Here is a 24085-nt window from a genome sequence, read left to right on the forward strand (position 1 = left end):
TGTCCTAAAGATGTTTTGTTAAAATTCCAATTAAATTGTAAGAACGTTTAAAATACAACCCTGCTTTTGTATAAATTGCATAATATTAGCTATTTGGAATATTAGTTCACCCTTGAGCTAATATAAAAAAGTCGCTGAAGCGATCTTCTTCAGTGAGCTTTTTTAACGCATCTGCCTTTCCGAATGTATATGAGGAAAATTTGGCAGGCGAATAAGTTTTATTTTTAACTGTATGGTCATAAAAAACTTTTAAATCTGTTGAAATTATTTAGGCTTAGCTAATTTGAAAATTTTATATTTTCCTATACAGTTAAATAGCTTACATGTCAGCGCTTTCATAGATTTATTTTACATATATACAAAAGAGATATATTAAATTTAATTGGATCTTTTTAAGACTTTTGTTTTTAGATTTATAACTATGTAAGGGTGCGAATACATACGAGAATTTGAAGAATTTATTTTTATGAAAAGCTTCAATTATAGTTACCCCCTTAACATGAATATAGCCTTTTATCTTTCTATATCTAGGCTAAATTAATAAAACGGAATTGGTAAATTTCTTAATCGTTAGCTGTATAAGTGACAGAAAAGTTTTTTGAACTTTCATTGATAAGAAAATCAAGAAAAACCTTTTTTCTCGTTAAAATTTTTTTAACATTTTTCTCTTATCACAGATTGTTATTAAATATTATATTACTTAATAAATATTTTGTAAATATATATATTTTATTGATAACTTACTAAATTTTTCTTATAAAAAAATAAGAATAACACTACATCTATTTGTATTTTAAAAACTTTTTTCATATTTTGCATTTTAAAATATCTACTGGATTTTTGAATCATTAAATTGCATATAATTCATTTCTATTTTTATTGAATTTATTATTTTAACGTTAAATAAATGCAAATATTTTTGTATTTTTATTACATTTGTGTAGTATCATGTCTTACATGTTTACAAAAAATTAAACAACTATATATTATATGAAAGTTTAAGAGATATTTGGAGAAAATAAAATATGATAGCAAGTTAGTAAAAATGTTGTTTATTAAAATTTAAGTAACTGAATAAAATGGAGGATTAAATTTGAGGAAACAAATGCATACTTTTTTACCCAAAATGATCTATTTAATAGGATTCATTATTCTGTTGTTAGTACTTAGTGTAAATGTACTTTATACATGCACCGTAACTTTAGAAGAGAAATTAATTATTAAGCCTAATAATATATTCTTATCTATACTAGCTACTATATTTGTATTTTTAGTTATATTGCTTATTTATAAACTTTGCGACTTTTTTAAAAATACTAATTTTCTATTTTTCACCTTATCTATAGATGTATTAATATTACTGGCTTGGGTAGCATTTTCTAAAACTTCTCCTTTTGCAGATCAACTTTCGGTTTACAATTCAGCCATAAATATTAGTCAAAATAATTATATTGACTTCTTTAAAGGTGGATACATTTATCAGTATAATCATCAAGCAACTTTGGCTTATATGTTCTCTTTGTTTTTAAGACTATTCTCAAGCAACTATAAGGTTTTGCAAGTACTGATTTCACTTTGTACTTTAGGAACGCATCTAGGTATATTTAAAATAACTAAAGAATTATATAACGAAAAAGCTGCAAAAACTTCCCTTATTATTTCCATGCTATTTTTGCCAACTACCATTTTGACTATTTATGTTTATGGGGATATTATCGGTCTATGTCTTTCAATCTGGGCAATATACTTTACAATTATTTTCCTTAGACAAAATAAAGTTAACTATCTTATTTACACCAGTTTATTAATAGGTATAGCTATACTATTTAGAAATAACACCTTGGTGTTTTGGCTTGCTATGGTAATATACCTTTTCACTCAACTGAATATAAAGAAGTTCATCATAGCTCTCTGTATTATGCTTACTTCATTATGTTATAACTACTCCATTAAACAATACCTTTCTTATAAGGCCGGAAGTGACTTGACTAAAGGAATACCTTCTATCCTTTTCGTAAACATGGGACTTGAAGAAGGCCCTAGAGGAAATGGTTGGTATAATGGATCTACTGTTGTAAATTATGAATCTGCTAACGATGACTCAAAACAGGCAAAGACACTTGGATTAAAACTTGTAAATAAACGAATATCTTATATGTTAAATAATCCAATGTACTCCTTAAACTTTTTCGCGGGTAAATTTATTACCACATGGTCTGAGCCTACATATGAATCATTATTTTTTACCTTTCCCCATGACCAGAGCACTGAAGTGATTAACTACATGAAAAACAATCTTTTCCTTAATAGTTTATATTATGGAACACTGAATAAGCTTATTATTTGGTACTGCAAAGGCTTCGTACTATTTATTGCATTTGGAGCTACGGTTTGTTGCTTCAAAAAAAGCAAAGATCTTACACCTGAAATACTGCTGATATTGCTACCTTTCATTGGAACTGTAGCTTTTCATTTAATGTGGGAAACAAAATCTAGATATGTCTATCCTGCTTTTGTACTTCTATTTCCATTAGCATCTATTTATTTCACCAGTATCTCTGATAAGCTTTCATCGAGACTTATAGATAAATCACTTCATAATTAAATTTATATAAGTACGACTTTTCACTTCATTCATATACTAGAATTATACTTATGTTTTATAGAGGAGTTATCAATGATTTACAACAAAGCTTTAGTCAATCTATATACTCAAGAAAAGCTAAATGACAGCTTAATTTATTTTTATAGCTTATGGAAGAAGCGCTACTTAAGAACTGTAGAAAACTCACCTACTAAAATGGATTATCTATTTTATTCCTTGGATCAACCTACCTCAAACAATGCAGTCACTGTTTCAGAAGCTATGGGATATGCAATGGTTATATTCCCACTAATGAGCAGATTTGATACCGAGGCTAAGGATACCTTCACAAATATCTATAACTTCGTAAAAAACTACCCTAGTGTCTATAATAAAAACTTAATGGCATGGCAGCAAATTAAAACTGCAGATGGAAAAATCGTAAATGCAGAGAAACTAACGGATTCTGCTACAGATGGAGATATGGATATTAGTTATGGACTCCTTCTTGCTCAAAAACTTTGGGGTGCTGTTGATAAAGTCAATTATAGACAAGAAGCTATCAATAGGATCAATGCGTTAATGGATAGTTGCGTTGATAAGACTGATTACACTCTCACTCTAGGAGATTGGGTTCAAGGCATACCAAGTCCTACCTTTAAAGGAGTTACAAGAAGCTCGGATTTTATGCTACATCACCTAATAGAATTCAGTAAAGTCAATACACAAAATGCAGACAGGTGGAAAAGAGTAATTGGAAGAATTGTTTCTATTATCGATGATCAGATGACAAGAGAAAGCAAGAACACAGGTCTTATGCCAGATTTCTTTGTAAAATCTGGTGGTGTTTTTATCGCGCCAAAAACTAAAGTATTAGAAAGCCCTCATGACGGTGATTACTTTACCAACAGCTGTAGAACCCCTTGGCGCTACTCTATGCCTATACTATTTAATAACAGCCAAGTTACAAATCAAATTAGCACATTAAATAGGTGGATAAAGCAGACAACAACGCAAAACCCAAAGAATATAAGATCAGGCTACTACATCGCAAATGGTACCCCAGGTGCAAGTTTTGGTGATACTAATAATCTAGCTTTTATAGCTCCATTTTTAGTTAGCTCACTTACACAAGAAGGTAACGATAAGTGGACAGTTGACATCTGGAATACTCTGATAGAAAAACCTATCGAAAAATGTACCTTCTACGAAAACACCCTAAAGCTTATGGCTATGATAGTTGCTACCGGAAACTGGTTTACTCCTAGTAGTACTGAAAATCTATTAAGGAGACAGTGTCAGTATAGAATTCATATCTAAATTAAAAAATAGCTAGACCCTTTTTCTTTTGAATAGGTGTCTAGCTTCAATATTATATAAATACCTAAAAAAATACAAATAAAATAAGACCATACCTATTAATAGATATAGTCTTATTTTATAAATCTCAACAAGATAGTCAACATTAATAATTTCATTCTTACAATTTAATGTATTTTTCTTGTTTTTTAAAGATAACTTTGGATATAGGAAAAAACACCCAAAAGGCGATAGTACAGTTTATAATCATGGTAATAAAATCAGCTATCGTTACTCCAATTCCTCCCATCCTCCAGGTGTTCATAAATAAGTTATAGATAGGAGCTTTATAAAGACCCTGAAGCGCAGCGGCACCTACTGATATAATTATATAAGAAACTATATACCAAAATGCAGCACTCCAAATATTACCGTTTGATTTAAAAGTTATATTTCTCTGTGCAAAGAAGTTTATAATCTGTGCAATACCTAGTGTTATTTGAACGGCAAGAAAGTATGCAAGTCCTCCCCCCCCTCCTGAAGTGATTGCCCCTGGCGCATAATCAAATACATAGTACGGACTTCCATCAAAATTGTGGCCAACCTGAAAAACCTGGAAACCTGTATCTACCATGGATGTATATCCAAAAACTTCCTTAATTATAGGCATTAAGATCATCTGTAAAACTGTTATTCCATTACTCAACATAAAAAATACTAAAAATTGTGCTAACTCCGGATGTTTGTCTTTAAATTTTTCCCATCTACTTATACTAGAAGCAATTACATTTTTGTATCTACTATTTCCATAATTCATTTTTCTCTCTCCTTTTTGACTATTGCTAACCTTCACTTTAAGCGTCACCCTATCCTTTTTCCAATCTCAAACTCGCATTTTTTCATAGAAACAAAATAGATGCAAGCAAGTCTGCCGCACCTATTTTGAGAACATTTAAAACTTTAGTAAATACACCACTATGCTTCATTTTCTCATCTACAGCCATACCATTAGGTTGTAGCAAATTATTTTCCTTTTTGCGTAGGGGCTGAATTTTGTTTCTTGCCACCAATGTGTCTAATACCTTAGTGATTCTTTTAATTCATCATAAAATCAGAACCACGTATGCTGAAGGTAAAATAATATCAATATTCAATATGAGGTTCAGCAAATTAAATAGCTTTTTTTTGACTGAAAAAGCTCCCTACCAAGCTACTAATCATAGCAAGGAAGTAGAATCCCACTCCAATTAAAGCTTGCTTAAGTGCATTGATTGCCGCAATATTTCCCTTTTCCAAGCTTGATCCCATAATTATAGCTGCTGACTCTACTCTATAAGAAACAAACACCATAGTCGTAATACCCAATAACACAGAAACTATAAGATAAGAAATATCTAGCCATTGCTTTTCACCTATACTTTGTACCATAACAATAAGAATAATTTCTACTGCAACTGCAATGGCAGTAAGAATAATCACTCGCGAATTGAAATCGTTATAATAAGCCGTATGACCATTTGATATATAAATGAACATTCCAATCAATGCAAGAATTATAGTCATTATAGATATATAGAAACCCGCTTTCTGCCTCTTGAAAAATTCTCTCATGATTATGCCTCCTTATTAGTTTCTTTCTTTTTGGTGGTAAGAACATATCCTGCCAAGCTGATAAACAACATAGCTCCAAATGCTATCTCTAGCCCAATTAATGCTGCTCTCCACCAAGTCATAAGGTTAACGACATGAGATGATGCACTAATCCCGTTCATAGCGTTACTGTTTGAAATAGCATATAAGAAATAATGATAGTTCTGACGTATAGCCTTACATAAAGTTGCATCTCCACTTACTCCTGCAGCTGTAAAGTATTCCCATGCTCCACCGCTCTTTACGTTATTATCATTGCTAGTATCCATTTGTGTAGCACCAGCAATAACAGATTCCTTAACTGTGATATAATTAGGACCATTTACCATGTCTGTTACATTATATCCTTTGAATCCCCACTCACCACGTAGAATGTTTTGCATTAAACCTTCATGAGCATTAACATAAGTGGCACCAATACGGTTGAATGCTGTCATTGTACCTAGTGCACCACCTTCAAATGCGCCTTGAAAGGCTCTCAATTCACCTTCACGCGCCCTCTGCTCATTCATATATGCGCTTACACCTACACGGTTAGTTTCCTGATCATTAAACGCAAAGTGCTTTGGAGCCATAATAAGCCCTTTAGTATAAGCTCCCTTAACAGATTCAGTACCTAGGTAATTAGTTAGTATAGCATCTTCTGAATAATATTCGTGATTTCTTGCGTTATAAGGTGTACGATGTAAGTTCATGCCAGGAGCCCACTGTACTACTACTTTGTTTCTTAAAGAGTCTTCGCCAAAGATAACACCTTCTTCATGTGCAAGTTGTTTATTATAAGTAGCACCAACAACTGGTTCAGTAGGCATATCATTGGTCATATATCCCGCATATGGATCACTAGGATCTATATATGTTGGAGAATTCTTATCAGTAGAACGTTCGCCGAGTTTGACACCTTGAATACCTATAGGTCCATCATTTGTAAACATATCAAAAAGTCCAATTGAATCCATCCTTTTAATATTTTGTCCTACACGAATTGTAGCACATGCCTCATCAAGATTGATCTGATCCAGTAAAAAATTCCAGCGTTCATCATCATAAGATGCACCCTTCATTGAAGCTATAGTTATCCCGCTATTCTTATTCGGAAAGATCTTACTGGTATCTTCATCTTTTTTAATAGTATAGGTATCATTTCTAAGTTGCTTAATCATCTTGTCATTAGCAATAATACCAGAATATTTCTTTGGCCATGTGCTCTCCCAATCACTTCTGGAAAGGTAAGTTACAGTTCCAGGCAAATAGTAATTAAGGTCAGCATCATTAAGTTGGTTAGTAATACTCTTACCACTTGCAGATTTAGAATAGGTCTTGCTATCTAACTTTTTCTGAGTCCATTTATATGAATTTGCAGAGTTACCATCATTGTCCATGCCATCACTCTTAGTCTTACCCTGAGCTGCAAGAATATTGTTCATCGCTTCATGTGCACCATTTCCTATAGCAAAGTAATAATCACCATCGTCCATGATGTATGTCTTTGCATTCATATAGTCATAACTTGCAAGATATTGAAGATCAACTTTTACAGTTACCTCCTCTGATTCACCTGGTTTTAACTCTTTAGTTTTTTCGAACCCCATCAGCTGTACAGAAGCCTTTTCCACCTTATTTGTCTTATCGTATTCGGTATAAGGTGATTGAGCATAAAGCTGAACAACATCTTTACCAGCAACATTCCCAACATTTTTAACTGTAACTTTTACAGTAGCAGTATTGTCATTATTATTGAAAGTCACATTACCCAGCTTTTGTTCAAAGTTTGTATAAGATAACCCATAGCCAAAGCCATAAGAAACTTCTTTATTATAGTTCCAAGAACTACCGTTACTAGAACCCACTATTGAAGCCGCCTTACCGCTACCAGCTATTAAATCAGCATATCTTGTCTCATAATATTTATATCCAGTATAAATCCCCTCGGCCTCCACTAAATACCATCCTGCTCTATAATCAGTATATTTCAGATTTCCATTACTAATAGCATCTTGATTAGAATAAGGAATCATCCCATAGTTTACCATGGCTGGTGATGATGTAGAATCTATAGCATAGGTATCAGGTAGATGTCCAGAAGGAGAAACTGCACCATTAAGAATATCTACTACTCCAAGGAATCCATAGTTACTAGGTTCACCAATCCAAAGAATAGAATCAATTTTATTATCATTTTTAAGTTCATCTATCTCCATTGGATTATCACTGTTAACAAGAACAATAACTTTATCAAAGTTCTCTTTTGCAAGCTCAATCACTTTTCTCTCATTTGAAGTTAATCCTAGAATATTTTTTGCACCTTCATCTTGTGCCATACCAGCTTTTCCAGGATAGAAATCTGCTGCTTCTGAACTTGGGCGCCCTATAACAACAATGGCAGCATCGTTATAATCTTTGAAACTAGTAGCATAATCACCATTTGTAGTTTTATAAGAAGCTATATCAGGCTCTCCTACCTTCAATGGACTAATATTATTGGAAACTCCAAAGGAGTTACTCAATGTTCCAGGTTGATTACCATATACATTCTCCATCTGTCCTGTAAAAAAGTTCTTACTTTGACCCGTAACAACATTTCCAATCTTATTATAAATATCTATAATAGTTGGATTTACACTGAATCCTTTCTCTTTCAGGGCTGATTCTAGACTTACATTCTGGTTGACAACAGGAGAACTTCCTATTTGACCTCCATATACAGGATAGTGACTACGCATGCCCAACAAAGTAACTTTTGCCCCTTTTTTAATTGGAAGCGTACTACTATTATTCTTTAGTAAGACAGATCCTTCTTCTTGGATTTTCTCTGCTATACTTTTATGAGCATTCACTAACTCAGTAGCATTTTTATAATCAGATTTGTATGTATACAAATCTGATTTATCATCAGTCTTATCTGTTACTATTTTTGAGCTTACAGTCCCTATCTGTGTATCAATCATACTTTTCCATGCTTCCGCAATTGTTGAAGTTGCAACCACTAAAGCTAGTAGTGATGCAGATACACACGTCAAACCACGCCACTTTCTAATCCTTGATTTTTTTGTCTTCATTTTACCCCTCCACTCTCCATAAAATATTGTTTTATACTAATCCTAGATGGACACCCTAAACCCTTATTCTATTTATTGGCCGTTCATCAAGGTATAGATCAAATTCAAAAAAACAAAATAAGTTTCACATATGCTAATAGGAACTTACTTCCTAAAGGCTATCTTACTTCACACAAAACTTTAACAGAACTACTAAGTTTTCCATCTGTTACTGTAAATATTATCTCACCTACCTCCTCTGCTTTAACAACTGCAAGTGCTTCACCATAATAGGTATCTGTATAGTCATTTAAATATCCATCTACATTATAAGGACATGCGCTTCCAAGTCCAAGAAGGGTTCCTCCATCTACTTTTATATGCAAGATATTCCTTTCTTTTGGTTTTACAATACCATCCTTATCGGTATACTGAAGGCGTATATAACATAACCCTCCTTGTTTAACCGTTTTTTCTTCCGGTACTGCACGCAAAACAGTATCGTTTCCTGCTGTCTTCAAAGATGAATCTGAAATCTCTCTTCCATTGTCATCATAGGCAATGGCTCTAATTTCTCCATCCTCATAAGTAGTCTTAAATATGGCACGACAACCATTCCCTATTTTTTTTCTTCCTACACTCTTTCCGTTTATAAGAAGTTCGACCATATAAGCTCTTACATATACCTCAACTATTGCCTTATTGCCATTACATCCATTCCACGACCAGGATTCTCTAGCATCTGTCATCTTCCAGGCAGAAGGTGAATGTTTACCTTTCTGACTAACTGGACGTACAGCAATTATAGGCTTGTCTGTACATTCAAAAGCAACCTTTGTATATGCTGCTTCACCAATGGGATTTCCAATAATATCTATTCTTCCACTGCCCGCTGTCATCCACCCATTTCCGTTGTCAAAGCGAGGCGCATACTCTTCGTACTCCCAAGAACCAATTCCTACTTCACCTAAGTAATCCATACCTGCCCAAACAAAGTCACCAATAATTCTTGGATGCTTTTTAGCCATTTCCCAGAAGCTATAGGCGTCTTTGCAGAAAGTTTCTGTTCCCAATATCAATCGTTTTGGATATTTCTTCAAATCACTTTTGTAGCGCAAAATTCCATAGTTATAACCTGCAATATCCATATTCGCATATGCATCACGGGTTTTTACATCACATCCACGAAGAGTTGCCCCTACCTTCATTGTAGTATCACCAAAAATTCCGGCCAGGGTATTGTAAAACTCGCTTCCAACAGGCTTTTTCTTTTTCTTTCCTGATAAAAGACTCTGCTCGTCTTCTATTGCTTTATCAGCATTCTTTTTGGCCTTTTCATCTGTGTAAACACCAAAGCCTATGGAGCTTAAGAAGTTGAAAAATATATTAACTCCACAGGTTACAGGACGGGTCGGATCAAGACTATGCAGATACTCTGTCATCTGTCCCGTTAACTCTATACCACGTTTTTGTGCAGTTTCTGAAACTTCATTCCCCGTAGAATACATTACAACGCAAGGGTGGTTATAATCTTTATCAACCATGTCCTTCAGATCTTCCTGCCACCAATCCATAAAATAGTTGACATAGTCATATTCTGTTTTATGAATGTACCACACGTCCACATATTCATCCATCACCAACATACCCAGTCTATCACAGGCTTCTAGTAGTGCTTTTGAACAAGGATTGTGTGCCGAACGTATAGAGTTATAACCATTCTCCTTTAGTATCCGTACCTTTCTTTCCTCTGCTTCTGGATAACAGCACGCACCAAGAATTCCATTATCATGGTGAATACATGCTCCACGTAAAATTACCCTCTTACCATTAATACGCAATCCATGTTCACTATCTACTTCAAGGGTTCTCATTCCAAAACTCTCTTCAACTTGCTCTTCTCCAAAGGTAACTTTGCAAGTATACAAATTAGGATTTTCTAAGTCCCAGGACTTTGCATTTGGAATTTCTATTTGTAAGGTTACTTTCCTATCGGTGTATGCCTTCTTCTTTGCAACCACTATCTCTTTATCTATTATTTCAACCTGCACTTCGCCTGCATCAGTAGTATCAACATCAACTTCAATTACCGCAGGCTCAATGCTGATTGTTCGTATCTTTACTCCATTTAAAAGAATATGATCTTTATTTAGAACATACATGTGTACTGGTCTATAAATACCTGAACCAGAATACCAACGGCTATTGGGCTGATCAGAATTATGTACAATTACCTGTATTTCATTCTTTTCACCAAACTTTAAAAACCTATGAGCTTCCACATAAAAATTAGTATACCCATATGGTCTGTACCCAGCTTTTTCCCCGTTTATGTACACTTCAGAATTTTTATATACTCCCTCAAATTCAAAAACAATTGTTTTGTCGCAGTACTCCATAGGAACATCGAATGTCTTAGAATATAGATAATCGCCTCCTGCAAACCAACTAATATTTCCACCTCCAGGATTTGCCTCTGAACGTGGCTCTGAAAGCATTGCATCATGGGGAATATTTATTATTTTAGCTTCATCATTCACATTAAGATGTTTATAATTCCAATTAGCATTAAAATCAATAACTTGCATACTCGTCTCCATTTCCTCAATATAATACAAACTTCATTACTGTCTTCATTAGATTTTCATTACTAATGTAGCTTAATTATATAATTATTTTTGACCTCTTTATCAATGTAACCGTAAACTGTATTTTTTTTATCGTGATCTGTATTTTGTATAAATATGAAAAAACCACTGAAGCGACTTTCTTCAGTGATTTTTTTGCGCATCTGCCTTTTCTGAACGTATGTGAAGAAATTCTGGCAGGCGACATAAATTTTATTTTTTACTATTTACCCTAAATAGATGTTCTAAACTCTTGAAATCACTAGGTTTAGCTAGCCAATACTTTTATATTTTTCTTAACAGTAAAAACACCCTGCATACTGGTTATATAGTTGCCAGCATGCAGAGTATCATGAAATTTTATTTTTAACTTTTAGGAACAGGAATTAGGATTCTAAGCTCAAACCAATTCTCCTCTGTATTTATCGTTACAGATCCACCATACTTCTTGACTGTATTTTGAATACTTTTCAGACCGTATCCATGATATTTCTTATCGTTCTTAGTAGTCACTGGTAGTCCATTCTCAAACTCCAGTTCATCCTTATAACAATTTTCCACTCGAATTCTTACAAAATCTTTTTGTTTCTTTACTACAAGATGAATCAATCGTTTTTCTCTGTCTGTAAGTTTTTTTACACTTTCTATAGCATTATCTAGAGCATTACCAAACAAAGTACTAATATCCATTACATTCATAAAGCTTACCGAAGCTCCATCTACCACAGAAGTAAGTTCAATTCCATTGCTTTGACAGTACATCTTCTTACCAGTCAAAATAGCATCAAGAATTTTATTACCAGTCTTATTTTGTGCCTCATATATTTTAATTTCTTGCTCCATTTTATCCAGATAGTTAATACTTTCTTTTGATGTAACATCTTCGCGAAGCATAGTGATCTGATATTTAAGGTCATGATATTTCTCGTTTACCATAGCAATGCTCTTTTCCGACATTTCATAATTTGCATACTGCATATTTAATATGTTTTGGAGCTTTTCTACTTCAAATTTCATCTGTAACTCTTCAAGCTGCAAGTGGTAAGCAAATAGAATTGCTACCCCACCAAAATCAACTAGTGTACGAATTATAAATATTTCAGAGGTAAATTGACTACTAAACGGTGAACTCTTTAGTACATAACTTAAATTACTTACTGTAAATATTACAGTGCCTATGATAATAACTGATAAAAGCTCTCGTGCTGTAATATCAATATTCTTTCTCTTTATCTTGTTTCGTACGTCCATGTAATAAAAAGCTCCATAGACCAGCGAGTGAATTATTACTAAAAACAGGATGTTTACTAAAATTACTTTAGGAATATTTAAATGTACTACTGAGTAGTAATATATTTGCCATTCGAAAGATGCAGCAAACTCACCCATAATAAAAGCTCGCACACATAAATATATTGCATTCAAAAAAGATATCTCACAGCAGCAATAGATAAATAATAGCATCGTCAGAACACATAGTAAAATACAAGGTATGAAAAAAATAACTGGAACACTGCTACTTAGCATCAACAACCCTACTAATATAATTAGAAAAAGGCTCTCCACTACCCATCGCAGCCTTCCAGAGATACGTTTTGGACCTTGAAAAATAAATAACATACAAGCAAGCCAATATGCAATTGCATAATACCACCATGGTGTATTTGCACTATTAGCAATATTCATTTGCTTACCTCATTCATGTAATTATTAAGCATATCAAGAAGTTCTTTTTTTCGAGACCTACTAACCTGCAAAGTATCCGCTCCAACAACTACATCGCTATTTTGAAAACTTTCCACATATTCTAGATTAATGAGAAAACATTTATTACATCTAAAGAAGATATCATTATTGATGCTATTCTCCAAATCCTTCATAGAACCTTTAGTGGTATAACTACCTTCTGTTGTATGAAATATTAAATCATGATTTTGAACTTCAACATAATGAATTTTTGATATGTCTAATTTCTTCAATCCACCTTTTAATGCGATGGTGATATACTTCTTGGATCGTCTTTTCATTCGACTAAGTGCACGATCAATACGTTGGGATAGAGCAAAGTAATTAATAGGCTTTAAAACATAATCTAGAGCTTCAACTTCATATCCCTTCATAACATACTGCGGCATGTTAGTGATAAAAATAATAACTACTTCGTTGTCAACCTTCCGAATTTCTTCCGCTGTAGTCATCCCGTCCATAAATTTCATTTCAATATCTAATAAGATAATATCGTAATCAGCCTTATAATTTGTAGCAATATCTTCACCATCTGAGAATGTAGTAATACGAATTCTTTCTTTTCTCTCTTTTTCATACTGTTTCAGATATTCTTTTAGAGTTTCTACGTAAGTTTTATCGTCCTCAACTACTGCAATATGAAGCATATACTCCCCCCTATAGATATAGCTTTAGTTTTTCTATCTTTATATAGAATCAACAAGTTTTATCTTGTGGATATTTAAGCAAACGTTTTCCTATCTATTACTATTAAAATCCACCTAAATTTGAGATAGATATAATTTTTACAGATTCATTATAACAGACTTATTCATTAAATAAAAAGTCATTTTCCTAACTTTACAAATTAAGTAATAGCTGTTACTACTTCTTACATTATAATTGCAATATAATTTTCTAAAGAATAAAATATAAAACACTCACCAAAGAAACCTTCTTTAGTGAGTGTTTTTACTCATTTGCCTTTCCAATATACTTATAATCTATGTGATACTATACTTTAAGAATTAATACCTACCAAATACACAACTATTTTATGCTCTTCATTAATTAAAAGCTTATCTATAATATTTTTATCTAAAATAAATGAACCATCATTTAGCTTTAACTCTAAATTCTCTCCATTTAAAGTAACTGCACCAATTCTATATTCGCCATATTCTAATTGACTTTCATTTTTATATTCTACATTTATCTTTCTACCATCAAATATAGTAAAGGCTGATGCAGTACTATTACCATCAAATTGTGCTTTAACTAATTTAGGCTCAAGCATAAGATCACCTAAGAATCCCTTTACTCCATATACCTCATTAAGCATTGTAAGTAGCAGCCAACTTGCTGAACCTGTAAGATAGTTATACATTCCTCTGCCACGCTCACTAATGTACTCAGGTATACCTGGTAAAATCCTACTCTTTTCAAAGTCATTGCAATGGTTATATATCATATCTAGAATCTCAAAACCTTCTTTTGCAAAACCTCTTTTGTAAAGAGCATTTATATACATGATTGTCATATGGCTAAACATAGCACCATTTTCTTTATGTCCATAGGCAAAGCCAAAACCTCTACCCATATTCAGCTTAACTTCCTTAAAATCAGTATTTAATCTTATACCGCCAACCTTTGGATCCTTTAAATATCTATTTACAGATTTAATAACCTTCTCAATAAGCTCTTTGTCAGCTACACCGCCCATTATCGGAAACACTTGTCCTGTCAATGTCATTCTTGTACCTGTTTCAAAGTCCCCTTCTAATGCTTTCCCATCATTATCATAGTAGCCATTAAACCATTCAAAGCCTTCAGAATTCTTTATTAATTCCTTAGCTTTTATATGGTCCATTATCCATTCAGCTTTTTTCTTAATATCAAAGGAAAGTTTGTCTATATCAATTTTTATCTTTTCCCCAGAAACATCATGAGTACAAAGCTCAAAATATTTCCTTAATAAATTATTTTTTTCATCAACAGAGTTATAATCTATTGAATCATAAATAGTATCTATTAAAATTGACATTTCCTTAGCAATTTCTACAGATTCTATTTCCAACTTATCTTTTAATTTTAATAGCAATTCACTTAATTCTAAGAGGTTGCTTCCATATAAAGCAGTAAATGCAACACTTTCTCCTTTTTCGTCTGCCATATCAAAGGCATCATTCCAGTCAGCACCTTCAAGCCTCATATTATTATGCATTCCTACATTATAAAAAGCTGTTAAATGCTGAATTAAGATGTGTTCAAGGATACTACCTTTATATATTTTTCCTGAATGATCCTTTTGCTTATTTCCATAGCTATCGTTCCATTCATGATCTACAGCTTTTGAACGGAAACATTGCTTGTCTTTAAAATACTCTTGTTCCACAAGTAAAAATTCCAATTCACCACTCAAATCTAAATACAATTTTGTAGTGACAAATGGCCATGCACCGTGATCCATCCAGGTTCTAGAGATGTTGTTTCTATCTGCAATAAACTCTCCTGGTTTTGTTCCTATAATGGTTGCATTACTTCCATCAAATCTAACTCCAATAAAGTTATTGTATAGTAATTCTCTTACAGGTGCAGGTTCAAGAAGCAATAGTGCTAAACAATCCTGCCATAGGTCTCTCCAGCCTCTTCCCCCTCTTCCGTAATCATGGTGAGGTAAAAATGAGCATCCATATATTCTTCTCATAATAGGCTGTAGCTCTACCCATTTCATCCATGAGTCAAAAGCTTCATTAGAAGATGAAAAGTTTAAATTATATAACTTTCTTTCCCAATATTCTTTGTTATTATCTAATTCACTTTCAAACTTAGCCACACTACCATATGACTTTATAAATTCTTCTGAATCAGAATTATTTTCTCTAATCCCCATAATCACTATATAGGAGCTGCTTTCTCCAGGCTTTAGCTCACATTCCTTAAATCTTATTGCTCCCATTGCATCATATCCGTCTATCTCTTCTCCTTCTTTGCAATAGTTTGTTAGATTCTTTATAACAGCCTCAGGATACTGAAGACTTCCACCTTCTCCAATAAAATCTTCCTCTACTGGGAAGAATCCTTCAGGTGTTATTCCATCGCCTTCAACAGCTTGTACTGTATATGAAATTGTATTAATCCTATGCCCTCTTTCATCAAAAGTAAGAGTTGGCGTAACACGAACTCCATACTCATCGGTATATATTCTTTGAAGCAATGATGTTACGTGTCTATGATCTCTTATATTATCTGCTGAACGTCCATAAATTGGTACAGCAGCAGTAGGTGTAAATCTTAAATTCTCTGAATTTGTATTTGTTATTGTTATCTTCATTAATTCAACATTATGCTTACTAACTGGTACAAAGTTTGTTATCTCTGATCTTACTCCAAGCTTTGTATTTTCTCTTATTACTTTTTGCCAAAGAAAGCCTGCATGTAGCTGTACACTTTCTTCGCTTTGTTCTTTAAAGCTAAGACTCATTTGATCAGAGGAATTTCCCGCTGCTGACCATGCAACGTCTTTATCTATATACAACCAAAAGTTTCTTGAATTTGCTGGAAAATTTAAGCTTCTTACTGATACTGGTTCCATTAGAAAGGCATTTTGATTAATCTTAATATCTCCTGCTAGTAATGGGGTTATTGAACTCATCATTCCATTTTCATTTGCCAAAGGAAAATACAGTCCACTAGTTTTGTGTGGATTTTCTAATGTAAACTCACCACTTTTGCCAATAAAGTTCCATGATGAATTTTTTATTTTTTCTACCATAATATCCTCCAATAAAATTTTTAATTATTTTTTATCCCTAGATCATAAACTCTCACGTAATCTACTTCCATAGCTTGTGGAAAAATACTGTCATCAATGCCCTTTTGGCCACCCCAACTTCCACCAACTGCAATGTTTAATATTAAGTGAAATGGTTTATCATATGGCCAAGATTTCCACTTTTCTTCTTTGTCAGTTACAGGATCATATTCAGTAGTAAAATATTTTTGATTGTCCACAAAAAAGTCTATCTTATTAGGTCTCCACTCCATCGCATATACATGAAATTCAGTGTCAACATTATCAACCTTTATTTGTGCAGTTTTTTGTGTATTTGCCTTCCAATAATATTTTAGTGAATGTGCTGTAGCATGTATTGTACCTTGATCAAAACCTACATGCTCCATTATGTCTAGCTCTCCACTTTGTGGCCATGCTCCATAGTCACTATTTTCAGGCATCATCCATATTGCCGGCCAAGTCCCTACCCCTTTAGGTAACTTTGCTCTAATTTCAAATCTTCCATAGCACCAAGAATCTTTAGTTAAAAGCCTCGCAGAAGTATATTCATTAAAGGCATATTTTTCTTTATTTGCAGTAATTATTAGTTTTCCATCCTTAACCTTAGCATTTGAAAGTTCATCAGTATAGCACTGCTTTTCATCGTTTCCCCAACCTGATCCACCAATATCATATCGCCACTTTTCTTTATTCGGTGCTCCATCTTCATTGAAATCGTCTTCAAATACTAGCTTCATATTCTCCTTATTTTTCCCATCTATGTTCATTTTTTTCTCCTTTCTCTCACTTATAATAACATTTATTCCAATAAATATCACTACTGTAATGCTTAATAGTATACCTATTCCTAAATATATCTTTTTATTTCTCACACACTAACACTCCTTGTATTGCAAACATATAGTTACCTTGTGCTCTTTATTGTCTTCAAAAATCTTAATGATATTTCCTTCAATTTCTACATCATCTACCTTAATAGAGTATGAAGAGTCCTTTATTCTTAAAAATCCTTCTGGTTTTGTGATTCTAATATTATATGTGGCTTTACCAGTATTAAGAATAATGTTTATAAACTTTTGCTCTTCCATAAGTATTGGATCTATTTCAATACCTCCAGCTGTATATTGGATACCGAAGGCATCAAATAAAGATAAGGTAAGCCAAGTAGAGGTTCCGCTCAATGTAGGTCCAATATTTTCACCTGTATCGCTATTATTATATTGCGTACAAAATCTTGGATTTCCACAAGTTACATATGGATGTTCCATGGTTTTATAAGGTAAAACTAAATTGATCATCCAATAAGCTGTAGCTGTAAGTCTTCTTGCTAATTCATTACTTTCAACTTTTTTAGCAGCTTTAAGCATAGCACTGGTTGCCATCATAGTGGCATGTTTGAATATTCCTCCATTCTCTCTATCTCCCGGGAAATACTCACCGGTTGCTGTCCCTATTGCAATCTTTTCTAAATCCGTAGGACTGATAAGTTTTATACCATAAGGAGTCTTCAAATGTTCATCTATAGAGTCCAGCATTACTTCTATCTGCTCTTCAGTGGCACAATTAGCTAAAATAGACCAGCTAAAGGAGTTTAAAAAATACGTTCCATCTTTATTAGGATCCGCAGAAAGTTTATCTCCCTTTGCTCCAAGGTATGTGAACTCGCCATCCTTGTATCTATTAAACAGTACTCTTGCAAAGAAATCACTCTTCCATGCATGCTCCTGTAGATTCTTATAAAGCTTCTCAGATACACTCTCTAGATTACTGCAATACTCTTCATCTCCTTTGAGCTCTCCAATTTCAATCATTTCTTCAAAAGCTAGCTTTAATAAGAATCCATTCATAACACTTTCAGAATAATCACTTTCAAATGGTTCTCCATTCTTTTGTGTTCTTGCTATCTGTTCATTATATCTTCTTTCTTTTTCCACACCATTTATATAGTCAGGATCAAGCTTCAAGCAATCATTCCAATCTGCAAAGTCAAGTAGTGGTATCCCATGCTTACCAATTGATATTTCTCCTGAATATCTTAATATTGCTTTCATAGTGTCATATAAACTTCTTGTCTTTATTGGATCGCTTCCCCCAATTTCACACTTTTCATCAAGAAAATCCATATCACCTGTTATATTTATATATCTAAATACAGCTTGAATCAGCCACAATCCATCATCTGACCATTTTCCTGGCTCTTTTCCAACCCAGAAAAAATTATGATATGCATAACCAAATTCAAATACTTTTTCAGCCCATTCCTTAATCAAGTTTTTTACAAGAGCTTTTTCTCCCATACCTACAAAATAGTACATAGATGCATAAATATCCTGTATTTCTCTAAAACCAATCTCTCTATAACCTTTTTGAGTTTGATCAAAGGAACGGGATACAAAGGTTTGATATAGTACCTGAAAAGGAAGATTCTTATTAACATAAGTATCAAAGTTACTGTCTTCTGATATAACTTGCATATAACTACTATACCTATTAATAAAACTTTGACTGCTCTCAAAAGCTTTTTTAACCTCTTTTTCATCTCTATATTTATTTATTAAGTTCTGTACTTCGTTTTTGAAGCTATTTTCATCAAATTCGTCATTTGCTTTGTTTGAAACTAGTCCTGTAAAATTATCAACGGTAACCTTATCTAAGGCTTGTATAGTAAAATCACTACTAAGCGCAAAGAATCCTGGACCTTTTCTGTTCAAATTATTACTGAGTTTGTATAATCCCTCAGGTCTTTCCAAAGAAGCATTTCCCACAAACTCACTATAACTTGTACAAAATTCCTTAGGTAGTAGCGATCTATTTTCATTGTGAGTGATCATAGTATGAAATCTATAATCTCCTTTTGTATACATAGGGTAATAATCTGAAGAAATTGCTTCTACATGTCCATCTTCATCAGTGTATACCTTCGCCTGCATAATTACATTGCTATATAAAACATCCTCCATCAATGCACCAGGGGCAGCACTTCCAAACATACCTGTATAAACTATTTTGATTTTCCTTGCCCTACTAGTATTATTTATTAATTTAATTTGCTGCGCTTCTACAGCTATAGGCATATTTTCTTCCTGTGGTAATAGGAAGATTAGCCTTTCTATTTCCAAGCCACATTTAGTCTTATAATAAATTTCAGTGTAATTTTGAGCATGTACACATTTACCACTTTCTATATTTTCATCCTTAACATTTGCCGAATAAAATATTTGCCTTCCATCTTCCACTAAGTAGAACTGACGATTTGCAGGAAATCCATTTTCATCTTGAAGCATATCCCATCTTGTAGCTAATACTTGAGTGGCAGCATGTGCTCTAAAGCTTCCTCTTCCAAACTTATCTACTACACTCTTTGGAGTAGTCTGAAGAGCATGGGAAAATCCCAGTCTATTGCCAAGCAACAGATTTGTATTGAAATGAGGTCCAGGAGCAGGGGCTCTTAGGTCTATTTCATGTTCTCCATTTTCGTTAATACTTCCCACACCGTAAGTTATATTTTGTACTATTTCGTTTATCTTTTTACTAAGCTCAAAATCTAATAATATTTCAGTAATTTCACCATTTCTACTTGTTAATAAAGCTGTGTCATATATATCTTTAGTAAGCTTAATCATTACAAATTCATTTTCTTCTAAGACTTCATCCAATAGCTTAGCTATTTCTCTATCCTTAAATATTTCTAAAGTAACAGGAATTTTGATTTGTAAATTAGTTACACCTACTGCCTTTTTATAAGTACTGTCATAGAATATTCCATCTATAACTGCCCCTTTTTCAATTTTCTCTGAAAATATTACTCTTAATTTATGATCAGCTGACTGTTTTACTTGTCTTGCTACTACTTCTCTCATCATACACCTCCAAAATATACTAATTAATAAAATATAAAATTCAACATATTTATAATTGTGAAAAATAGGGATTTAATTTAAAATCCCTATTTTACCTTCAAATAATATTTAGCCTTTAACCGCTCCTGCTGTCATACCACTAATAAACTTCTTTTGAAGCGCAAAAAACATTATTAGAACTGGAATTGTTGTTACAACACTTGCTGCCATCATTAAATCGTATCTATTTTGGTAATTACCAACGTAAAGTCTTATTCCAACTGGAATTGTCTGAGTAGAAATATCTGTAGTTAGTACCCACGCAAATAATAGTTCATCCCAAGCCATTAGAAAAATATATATACCAGTGGCAATAATTCCTGTAGTTGAGATAGGTAATATTATTCGTATCAAGGCACCGAATTTTGAACATCCATCTATGCGAGCTGCTTCTTCCAATTCCTTTGGTATAGTTGCAAAAAATCCTCTTAGTATCCATATACTAAATGGAATAAAGAATGCTGAATAAGTAATTATCACTCCAGGATATGTATTCACTATTCTTATTCCAAAGTTCTCCTGAATCTTAATAAACATTATATAAAGAGGCAATAAAAACATCATACCTGGTATCATTTGCGTAGCAAGTACTGTTCCTCCAAAAATACCTGAACCAGGAAATTTGTATTTTGCAACTGCATAGCCAGCAAAAATTGCTAAGCCTAATGTAACTAAAGTAGTTACACCACAAATAATTAAACTGTTCTTAAGATACGCAAAGAAATTTATGTTTTGCCACATTTCAATATAATTATGCCAATTAACCGGCTTTCCTAGAGTACCTGTTGCTAATTCTCCTTGAGTCATTAATGAACTTAAGACCATCCAAATTATTGGAAATACGCTACTTATTATTAGTATAAATAAAACAATATTTGCCGCTATATGCTTTGCCTTCTTTTTTCTTCTAACACTTTGTACGTAACTCGTAGCCATTATTCATCCACCACCAAACTATCTCTAAATACTCTATACCATATCCACACAAGGGTAAGAACACATATCATTACTACAATAGTAGCCGCTGCACCAGTACCAAAGTTCCATGTTTGGAAAGAGTTTCTCTGAATATTTGTCATCAATAAATCTCCCCATTTACCAGGATATCCTGCACCATGTCCAAACATCATTGAAACAATATTATAAGAATATATATAATTAATCATTCCAAAGAGCATTTGGATACCAATTACCGGTTTAAGCAATGGTAAGGTTATATTTCTAAACTTTTGAACTGCATTTGCTCCATCTATTTCTGCTGCTTCATAAAAATCATCAGATATACTTTGAAGCCCTGCTAGTAGCATTATCATTACAAGTGGTACATTTCTCCATATGGTAGGTATTATTATTGCAGGAAGTACATTAGGTCCAGTAAGCCAGAAAGGCTTGCTTGGAAGAATATGTAGCCAATCTACCAATATTCTATTAATAATACCTGTGTCCTGCTGCCACATAAATCCCCACAGCATACCTACTACATAAGAAGGCACAACCCAAGGAGTTAATAATAAAGTTCTTGCAATTCCTCTAAACTTAAATTCTCTATTAACTACCATAGCTGACGCCAATCCTAAAACTATAACTAAGACACTACAAATAAGTCCATATATTCCTGTATTTCTAAGTGCCTCTAAAAATCCAGAACGCATATTACTTGAGGTGTCAAACAAAACCTTATTAAAATTATCAAATCCTGCAAATGGTGCATTTAAAAATTGTTTCAACGTAAACTGATTAAGTTTAAGTATTGAAAAATATAATCCTTGTATCATAGGTATAAGTTGTACAATTACCATAGCAATTACTGCTGGTGCTATAAGTGCATATGCAAATTTATTTTTCCGTATATTTTTTATAATGCCATTCTCACGCCTTGTCCGTATGACTGGATTCTTCTCTATCTCCATGTGGCACCTCCTATAACGACCTATATGTCTAATATAAATTATACAGGGGTCACCCCTGTATAATTTAATTAACTATTCTTATTTCTATTATTTTTGTTGGCTAAGAACTGCATTAACATCATTAGCTGCTGCGTCTAACTCTTTCTGATTTTTAGCAGGATCATACGCTCCATTAACACCCATTACATTATCCCATACATTTGACAAACCTTTTTGTAATAGTGATTCTGATGGTGCCCAACCTGGGATTGAAGGATATGATTTACCATATTGTAATTGTTGCTTGAATACTGATAACAATGGATCGTCAGTTACAAACTTGTCATCAAATGATTTAGCATTTGTTGGTAGATTACCATGTTTCTTAGCATATGCTACCTGTGCATCAGCTGATGAAAGGTAAGCTAATAACTTGATAGCTTCTGGCTTGTTCTTTGAAGATTTAAATACTGCTAAATCACTTCCACCGAAGAATGCATATCTACCTTTTGGTCCTTCTGGAATTATAGCAACTCCAACCTTTTTAGGATCTAAAGACTTAGCACTATCCTTTGCAAACTCAGTTTTTATTGTTTGTGCAAGGTAAGCACCTGAGATAATAGTTGCATATTCACCACTATTGAATAATGCTTCAACTTCAGATGAATTTTTTTCTAGAGCAGCCTTTGGCATTAAACCTTCTGCAGCTAAGCTTGCATAGTAGTTAATACCTTGTACTGACTCAGGAGAATTTATTGCTGCCTTACCATCCTTAATATATTCTCCGCCTGCTCCCCATATCCACCATGAGAAGTTATGAACAACGTTCCAGTCATTCTTACCTGGCATACCAAGAGCAGCCATCTTTTTACCATTAACTTCTACTCCATTTAACTTCTTTAATGCAGCCTTAAAGCTATCCCATGTATTAAAATCCTTAGTTGGATCTACTCCTGCTTTCTCACAAGCGTCTTTTCTGTAGTAAATAGCTCTGGTATCTACGAACCATGGCACTGCATATCTTTCACTCTTACCTTCTATACCAGTTGTACTTAGTGTAGCCTTTACAAATGCTTCGTCTCCTCCAAAGTCCTTGTAACTTGGAGTTAAATCCTCTAACGCTCCCATTGCACTTACAGCTGAAACCCATGTATTACCTAACTGAGTAATATCAGGTGCTTGACCACTAGTTGCTGCTGCAGTAATCTTAGTCCAAGCTGATCCCCAGTCTAATACAGTAGGTGTAACCTTTATATTAGGATTCTTGTCTAGAAAAGGTTTGATAACTTCCATAAAATCTTTATCTGGAGTTCCGCTGTTAGGCATTATCCAAACATTTAAGTTTACGTTTTCTTTTTTTGCGCTACTTGAATCTGATGTTTTCGATCCGCACCCTGCTAGGCTTATAGCCATAATACTTACTAATACTGCTGAAAGTAATTTTTTCTTCATTCCAATCCCCCCTGATTTCTTTCTACAGTACTTATGATATATTAATCCGTATTTTACTAAAATGGTAGAAAATTACGATAGAGTATTAAAAAATTACTGAATTTAAACATTTACATAAAAAATAAG

General features: G+C 33.4%; 15 protein-coding genes. 2 read left to right on the forward strand and 13 right to left on the reverse strand.

The window, feature by feature from the left end; translation table 11 throughout:
- Positions 1 to 1093 precede the first annotated feature (1093 nt).
- Together bsdtw1_RS18020 and bsdtw1_RS18025 are read left to right on the forward strand one after the other, a co-directional pair.
- Positions 1094 to 2605: a glycosyltransferase family 39 protein gene (locus bsdtw1_RS18020; protein ID WP_183278911.1), complete on the forward strand. Its 1512-nt coding sequence runs from the start codon at positions 1094 to 1096 to the stop codon at positions 2603 to 2605.
- Between the two features lie 72 nt (positions 2606 to 2677).
- Positions 2678 to 3904: a glycosyl hydrolase family 8 gene (locus tag bsdtw1_RS18025; protein WP_183278912.1), complete on the forward strand. Its 1227-nt coding sequence runs from the start codon at positions 2678 to 2680 to the stop codon at positions 3902 to 3904.
- 160 nt (positions 3905 to 4064) lie between these two features.
- On the opposite strand, the gene bsdtw1_RS18030 is transcribed toward bsdtw1_RS18025, so the two are convergent.
- The 13 genes from bsdtw1_RS18030 to bsdtw1_RS18085 all read right to left on the reverse strand — a co-directional run bounded on the left by bsdtw1_RS18030 (position 4065) and on the right by bsdtw1_RS18085 (position 23959).
- Positions 4065 to 4700: a hypothetical protein gene (locus bsdtw1_RS18030; RefSeq protein ID WP_244638184.1), complete on the reverse strand. Its 636-nt coding sequence runs from the start codon at positions 4698 to 4700 to the stop codon at positions 4065 to 4067.
- Between the two features lie 82 nt (positions 4701 to 4782).
- Entirely contained in the window at positions 4783 to 4905 is a 123-nt protein-coding gene (locus bsdtw1_RS23650; RefSeq protein WP_280514156.1) for a hypothetical protein, read from the reverse strand.
- Between the two features lie 148 nt (positions 4906 to 5053).
- Positions 5054 to 5494 (reverse strand): hypothetical protein, encoded by a 441-nt coding sequence (locus bsdtw1_RS18035; protein ID WP_183278913.1) that lies wholly within the window; start codon positions 5492 to 5494, stop codon positions 5054 to 5056.
- A gap of 2 nt (positions 5495 to 5496) precedes the next feature.
- Positions 5497 to 8592, reverse strand: a complete 3096-nt coding sequence (locus bsdtw1_RS18040; RefSeq protein WP_183278914.1) for a glycoside hydrolase family 3 C-terminal domain-containing protein — start codon at positions 8590 to 8592, stop codon at positions 5497 to 5499.
- A 158-nt stretch (positions 8593 to 8750) separates the two neighbouring features.
- Positions 8751 to 11159: a glycoside hydrolase family 2 TIM barrel-domain containing protein gene (locus bsdtw1_RS18045; protein ID WP_183278915.1), complete on the reverse strand. Its 2409-nt coding sequence runs from the start codon at positions 11157 to 11159 to the stop codon at positions 8751 to 8753.
- A 405-nt stretch (positions 11160 to 11564) separates the two neighbouring features.
- Complete coding sequence (locus bsdtw1_RS18050; protein ID WP_183278916.1) at positions 11565 to 12884, reverse strand: sensor histidine kinase; 1320 nt, start codon at positions 12882 to 12884, stop codon at positions 11565 to 11567.
- A complete protein-coding gene (locus bsdtw1_RS18055; RefSeq protein WP_183278917.1) occupies positions 12881 to 13591 on the reverse strand; it encodes a LytR/AlgR family response regulator transcription factor in 711 nt (236 codons plus the stop codon). Before bsdtw1_RS18055 ends, bsdtw1_RS18050 begins: the two co-directional genes overlap by 4 nt.
- A gap of 353 nt (positions 13592 to 13944) precedes the next feature.
- Positions 13945 to 16698 (reverse strand): GH36-type glycosyl hydrolase domain-containing protein, encoded by a 2754-nt coding sequence (locus tag bsdtw1_RS18060; RefSeq protein WP_183278918.1) that lies wholly within the window; start codon positions 16696 to 16698, stop codon positions 13945 to 13947.
- Between the two features lie 20 nt (positions 16699 to 16718).
- Positions 16719 to 17591 carry a glycoside hydrolase family 16 protein gene (locus bsdtw1_RS18065; RefSeq protein ID WP_244638185.1) on the reverse strand — a complete coding sequence of 291 codons (873 nt, stop codon included), beginning with the start codon at positions 17589 to 17591 and terminating at the stop codon, positions 16719 to 16721.
- A gap of 3 nt (positions 17592 to 17594) precedes the next feature.
- Entirely contained in the window at positions 17595 to 20579 is a 2985-nt protein-coding gene (locus tag bsdtw1_RS18070; RefSeq protein WP_183278919.1) for a GH36-type glycosyl hydrolase domain-containing protein, read from the reverse strand.
- Positions 20580 to 20687: 108 nt separating this feature from the next.
- Positions 20688 to 21554: a carbohydrate ABC transporter permease gene (locus bsdtw1_RS18075; protein ID WP_183278920.1), complete on the reverse strand. Its 867-nt coding sequence runs from the start codon at positions 21552 to 21554 to the stop codon at positions 20688 to 20690.
- Entirely contained in the window at positions 21554 to 22528 is a 975-nt protein-coding gene (locus tag bsdtw1_RS18080) for a carbohydrate ABC transporter permease (protein ID WP_183278921.1), read from the reverse strand. The genes bsdtw1_RS18075 and bsdtw1_RS18080 overlap by 1 nt, the downstream gene beginning before the upstream one ends.
- A gap of 87 nt (positions 22529 to 22615) precedes the next feature.
- The gene (locus bsdtw1_RS18085) at positions 22616 to 23959 is read right to left on the reverse strand and encodes a sugar ABC transporter substrate-binding protein (protein WP_183278922.1); all 1344 of its coding nucleotides are present in this window, start codon (positions 23957 to 23959) and stop codon (positions 22616 to 22618) included.
- Positions 23960 to 24085: the final 126 nt, after the last annotated feature.

The sequence above is a fragment of the Clostridium fungisolvens genome, from assembly GCF_014193895.1.
Classification (GTDB): Bacteria; Bacillota; Clostridia; order Clostridiales; family Clostridiaceae; genus Clostridium_AR; species Clostridium_AR fungisolvens.

Excerpts from the sequence above, each read along its gene's own strand:
- bsdtw1_RS18025 (WP_183278912.1), top strand. The coding sequence starts at position 2,678 with ATGATTTACAACAAAGCTTTAGTCAATCTATATACTCAAGAAAAGCTA.
- bsdtw1_RS18030 (WP_244638184.1), bottom strand. The coding sequence starts at position 4,700 with ATGAATTATGGAAATAGTAGATACAAAAATGTAATTGCTTCTAGTATA.
- bsdtw1_RS18035 (WP_183278913.1), bottom strand. The coding sequence starts at position 5,494 with ATGAGAGAATTTTTCAAGAGGCAGAAAGCGGGTTTCTATATATCTATA.
- bsdtw1_RS18040 (WP_183278914.1), bottom strand. The coding sequence starts at position 8,592 with ATGAAGACAAAAAAATCAAGGATTAGAAAGTGGCGTGGTTTGACGTGT.
- bsdtw1_RS18045 (WP_183278915.1), bottom strand. The coding sequence starts at position 11,159 with ATGCAAGTTATTGATTTTAATGCTAATTGGAATTATAAACATCTTAAT.
- bsdtw1_RS18050 (WP_183278916.1), bottom strand. The coding sequence starts at position 12,884 with ATGAATATTGCTAATAGTGCAAATACACCATGGTGGTATTATGCAATT.
- bsdtw1_RS18055 (WP_183278917.1), bottom strand. The coding sequence starts at position 13,591 with ATGCTTCATATTGCAGTAGTTGAGGACGATAAAACTTACGTAGAAACT.
- bsdtw1_RS18060 (WP_183278918.1), bottom strand. The coding sequence starts at position 16,698 with ATGGTAGAAAAAATAAAAAATTCATCATGGAACTTTATTGGCAAAAGT.
- bsdtw1_RS18070 (WP_183278919.1), bottom strand. The coding sequence starts at position 20,579 with ATGAGAGAAGTAGTAGCAAGACAAGTAAAACAGTCAGCTGATCATAAA.
- bsdtw1_RS18075 (WP_183278920.1), bottom strand. The coding sequence starts at position 21,554 with ATGGCTACGAGTTACGTACAAAGTGTTAGAAGAAAAAAGAAGGCAAAG.
- bsdtw1_RS18080 (WP_183278921.1), bottom strand. The coding sequence starts at position 22,528 with ATGGAGATAGAGAAGAATCCAGTCATACGGACAAGGCGTGAGAATGGC.
- bsdtw1_RS18085 (WP_183278922.1), bottom strand. The coding sequence starts at position 23,959 with ATGAAGAAAAAATTACTTTCAGCAGTATTAGTAAGTATTATGGCTATA.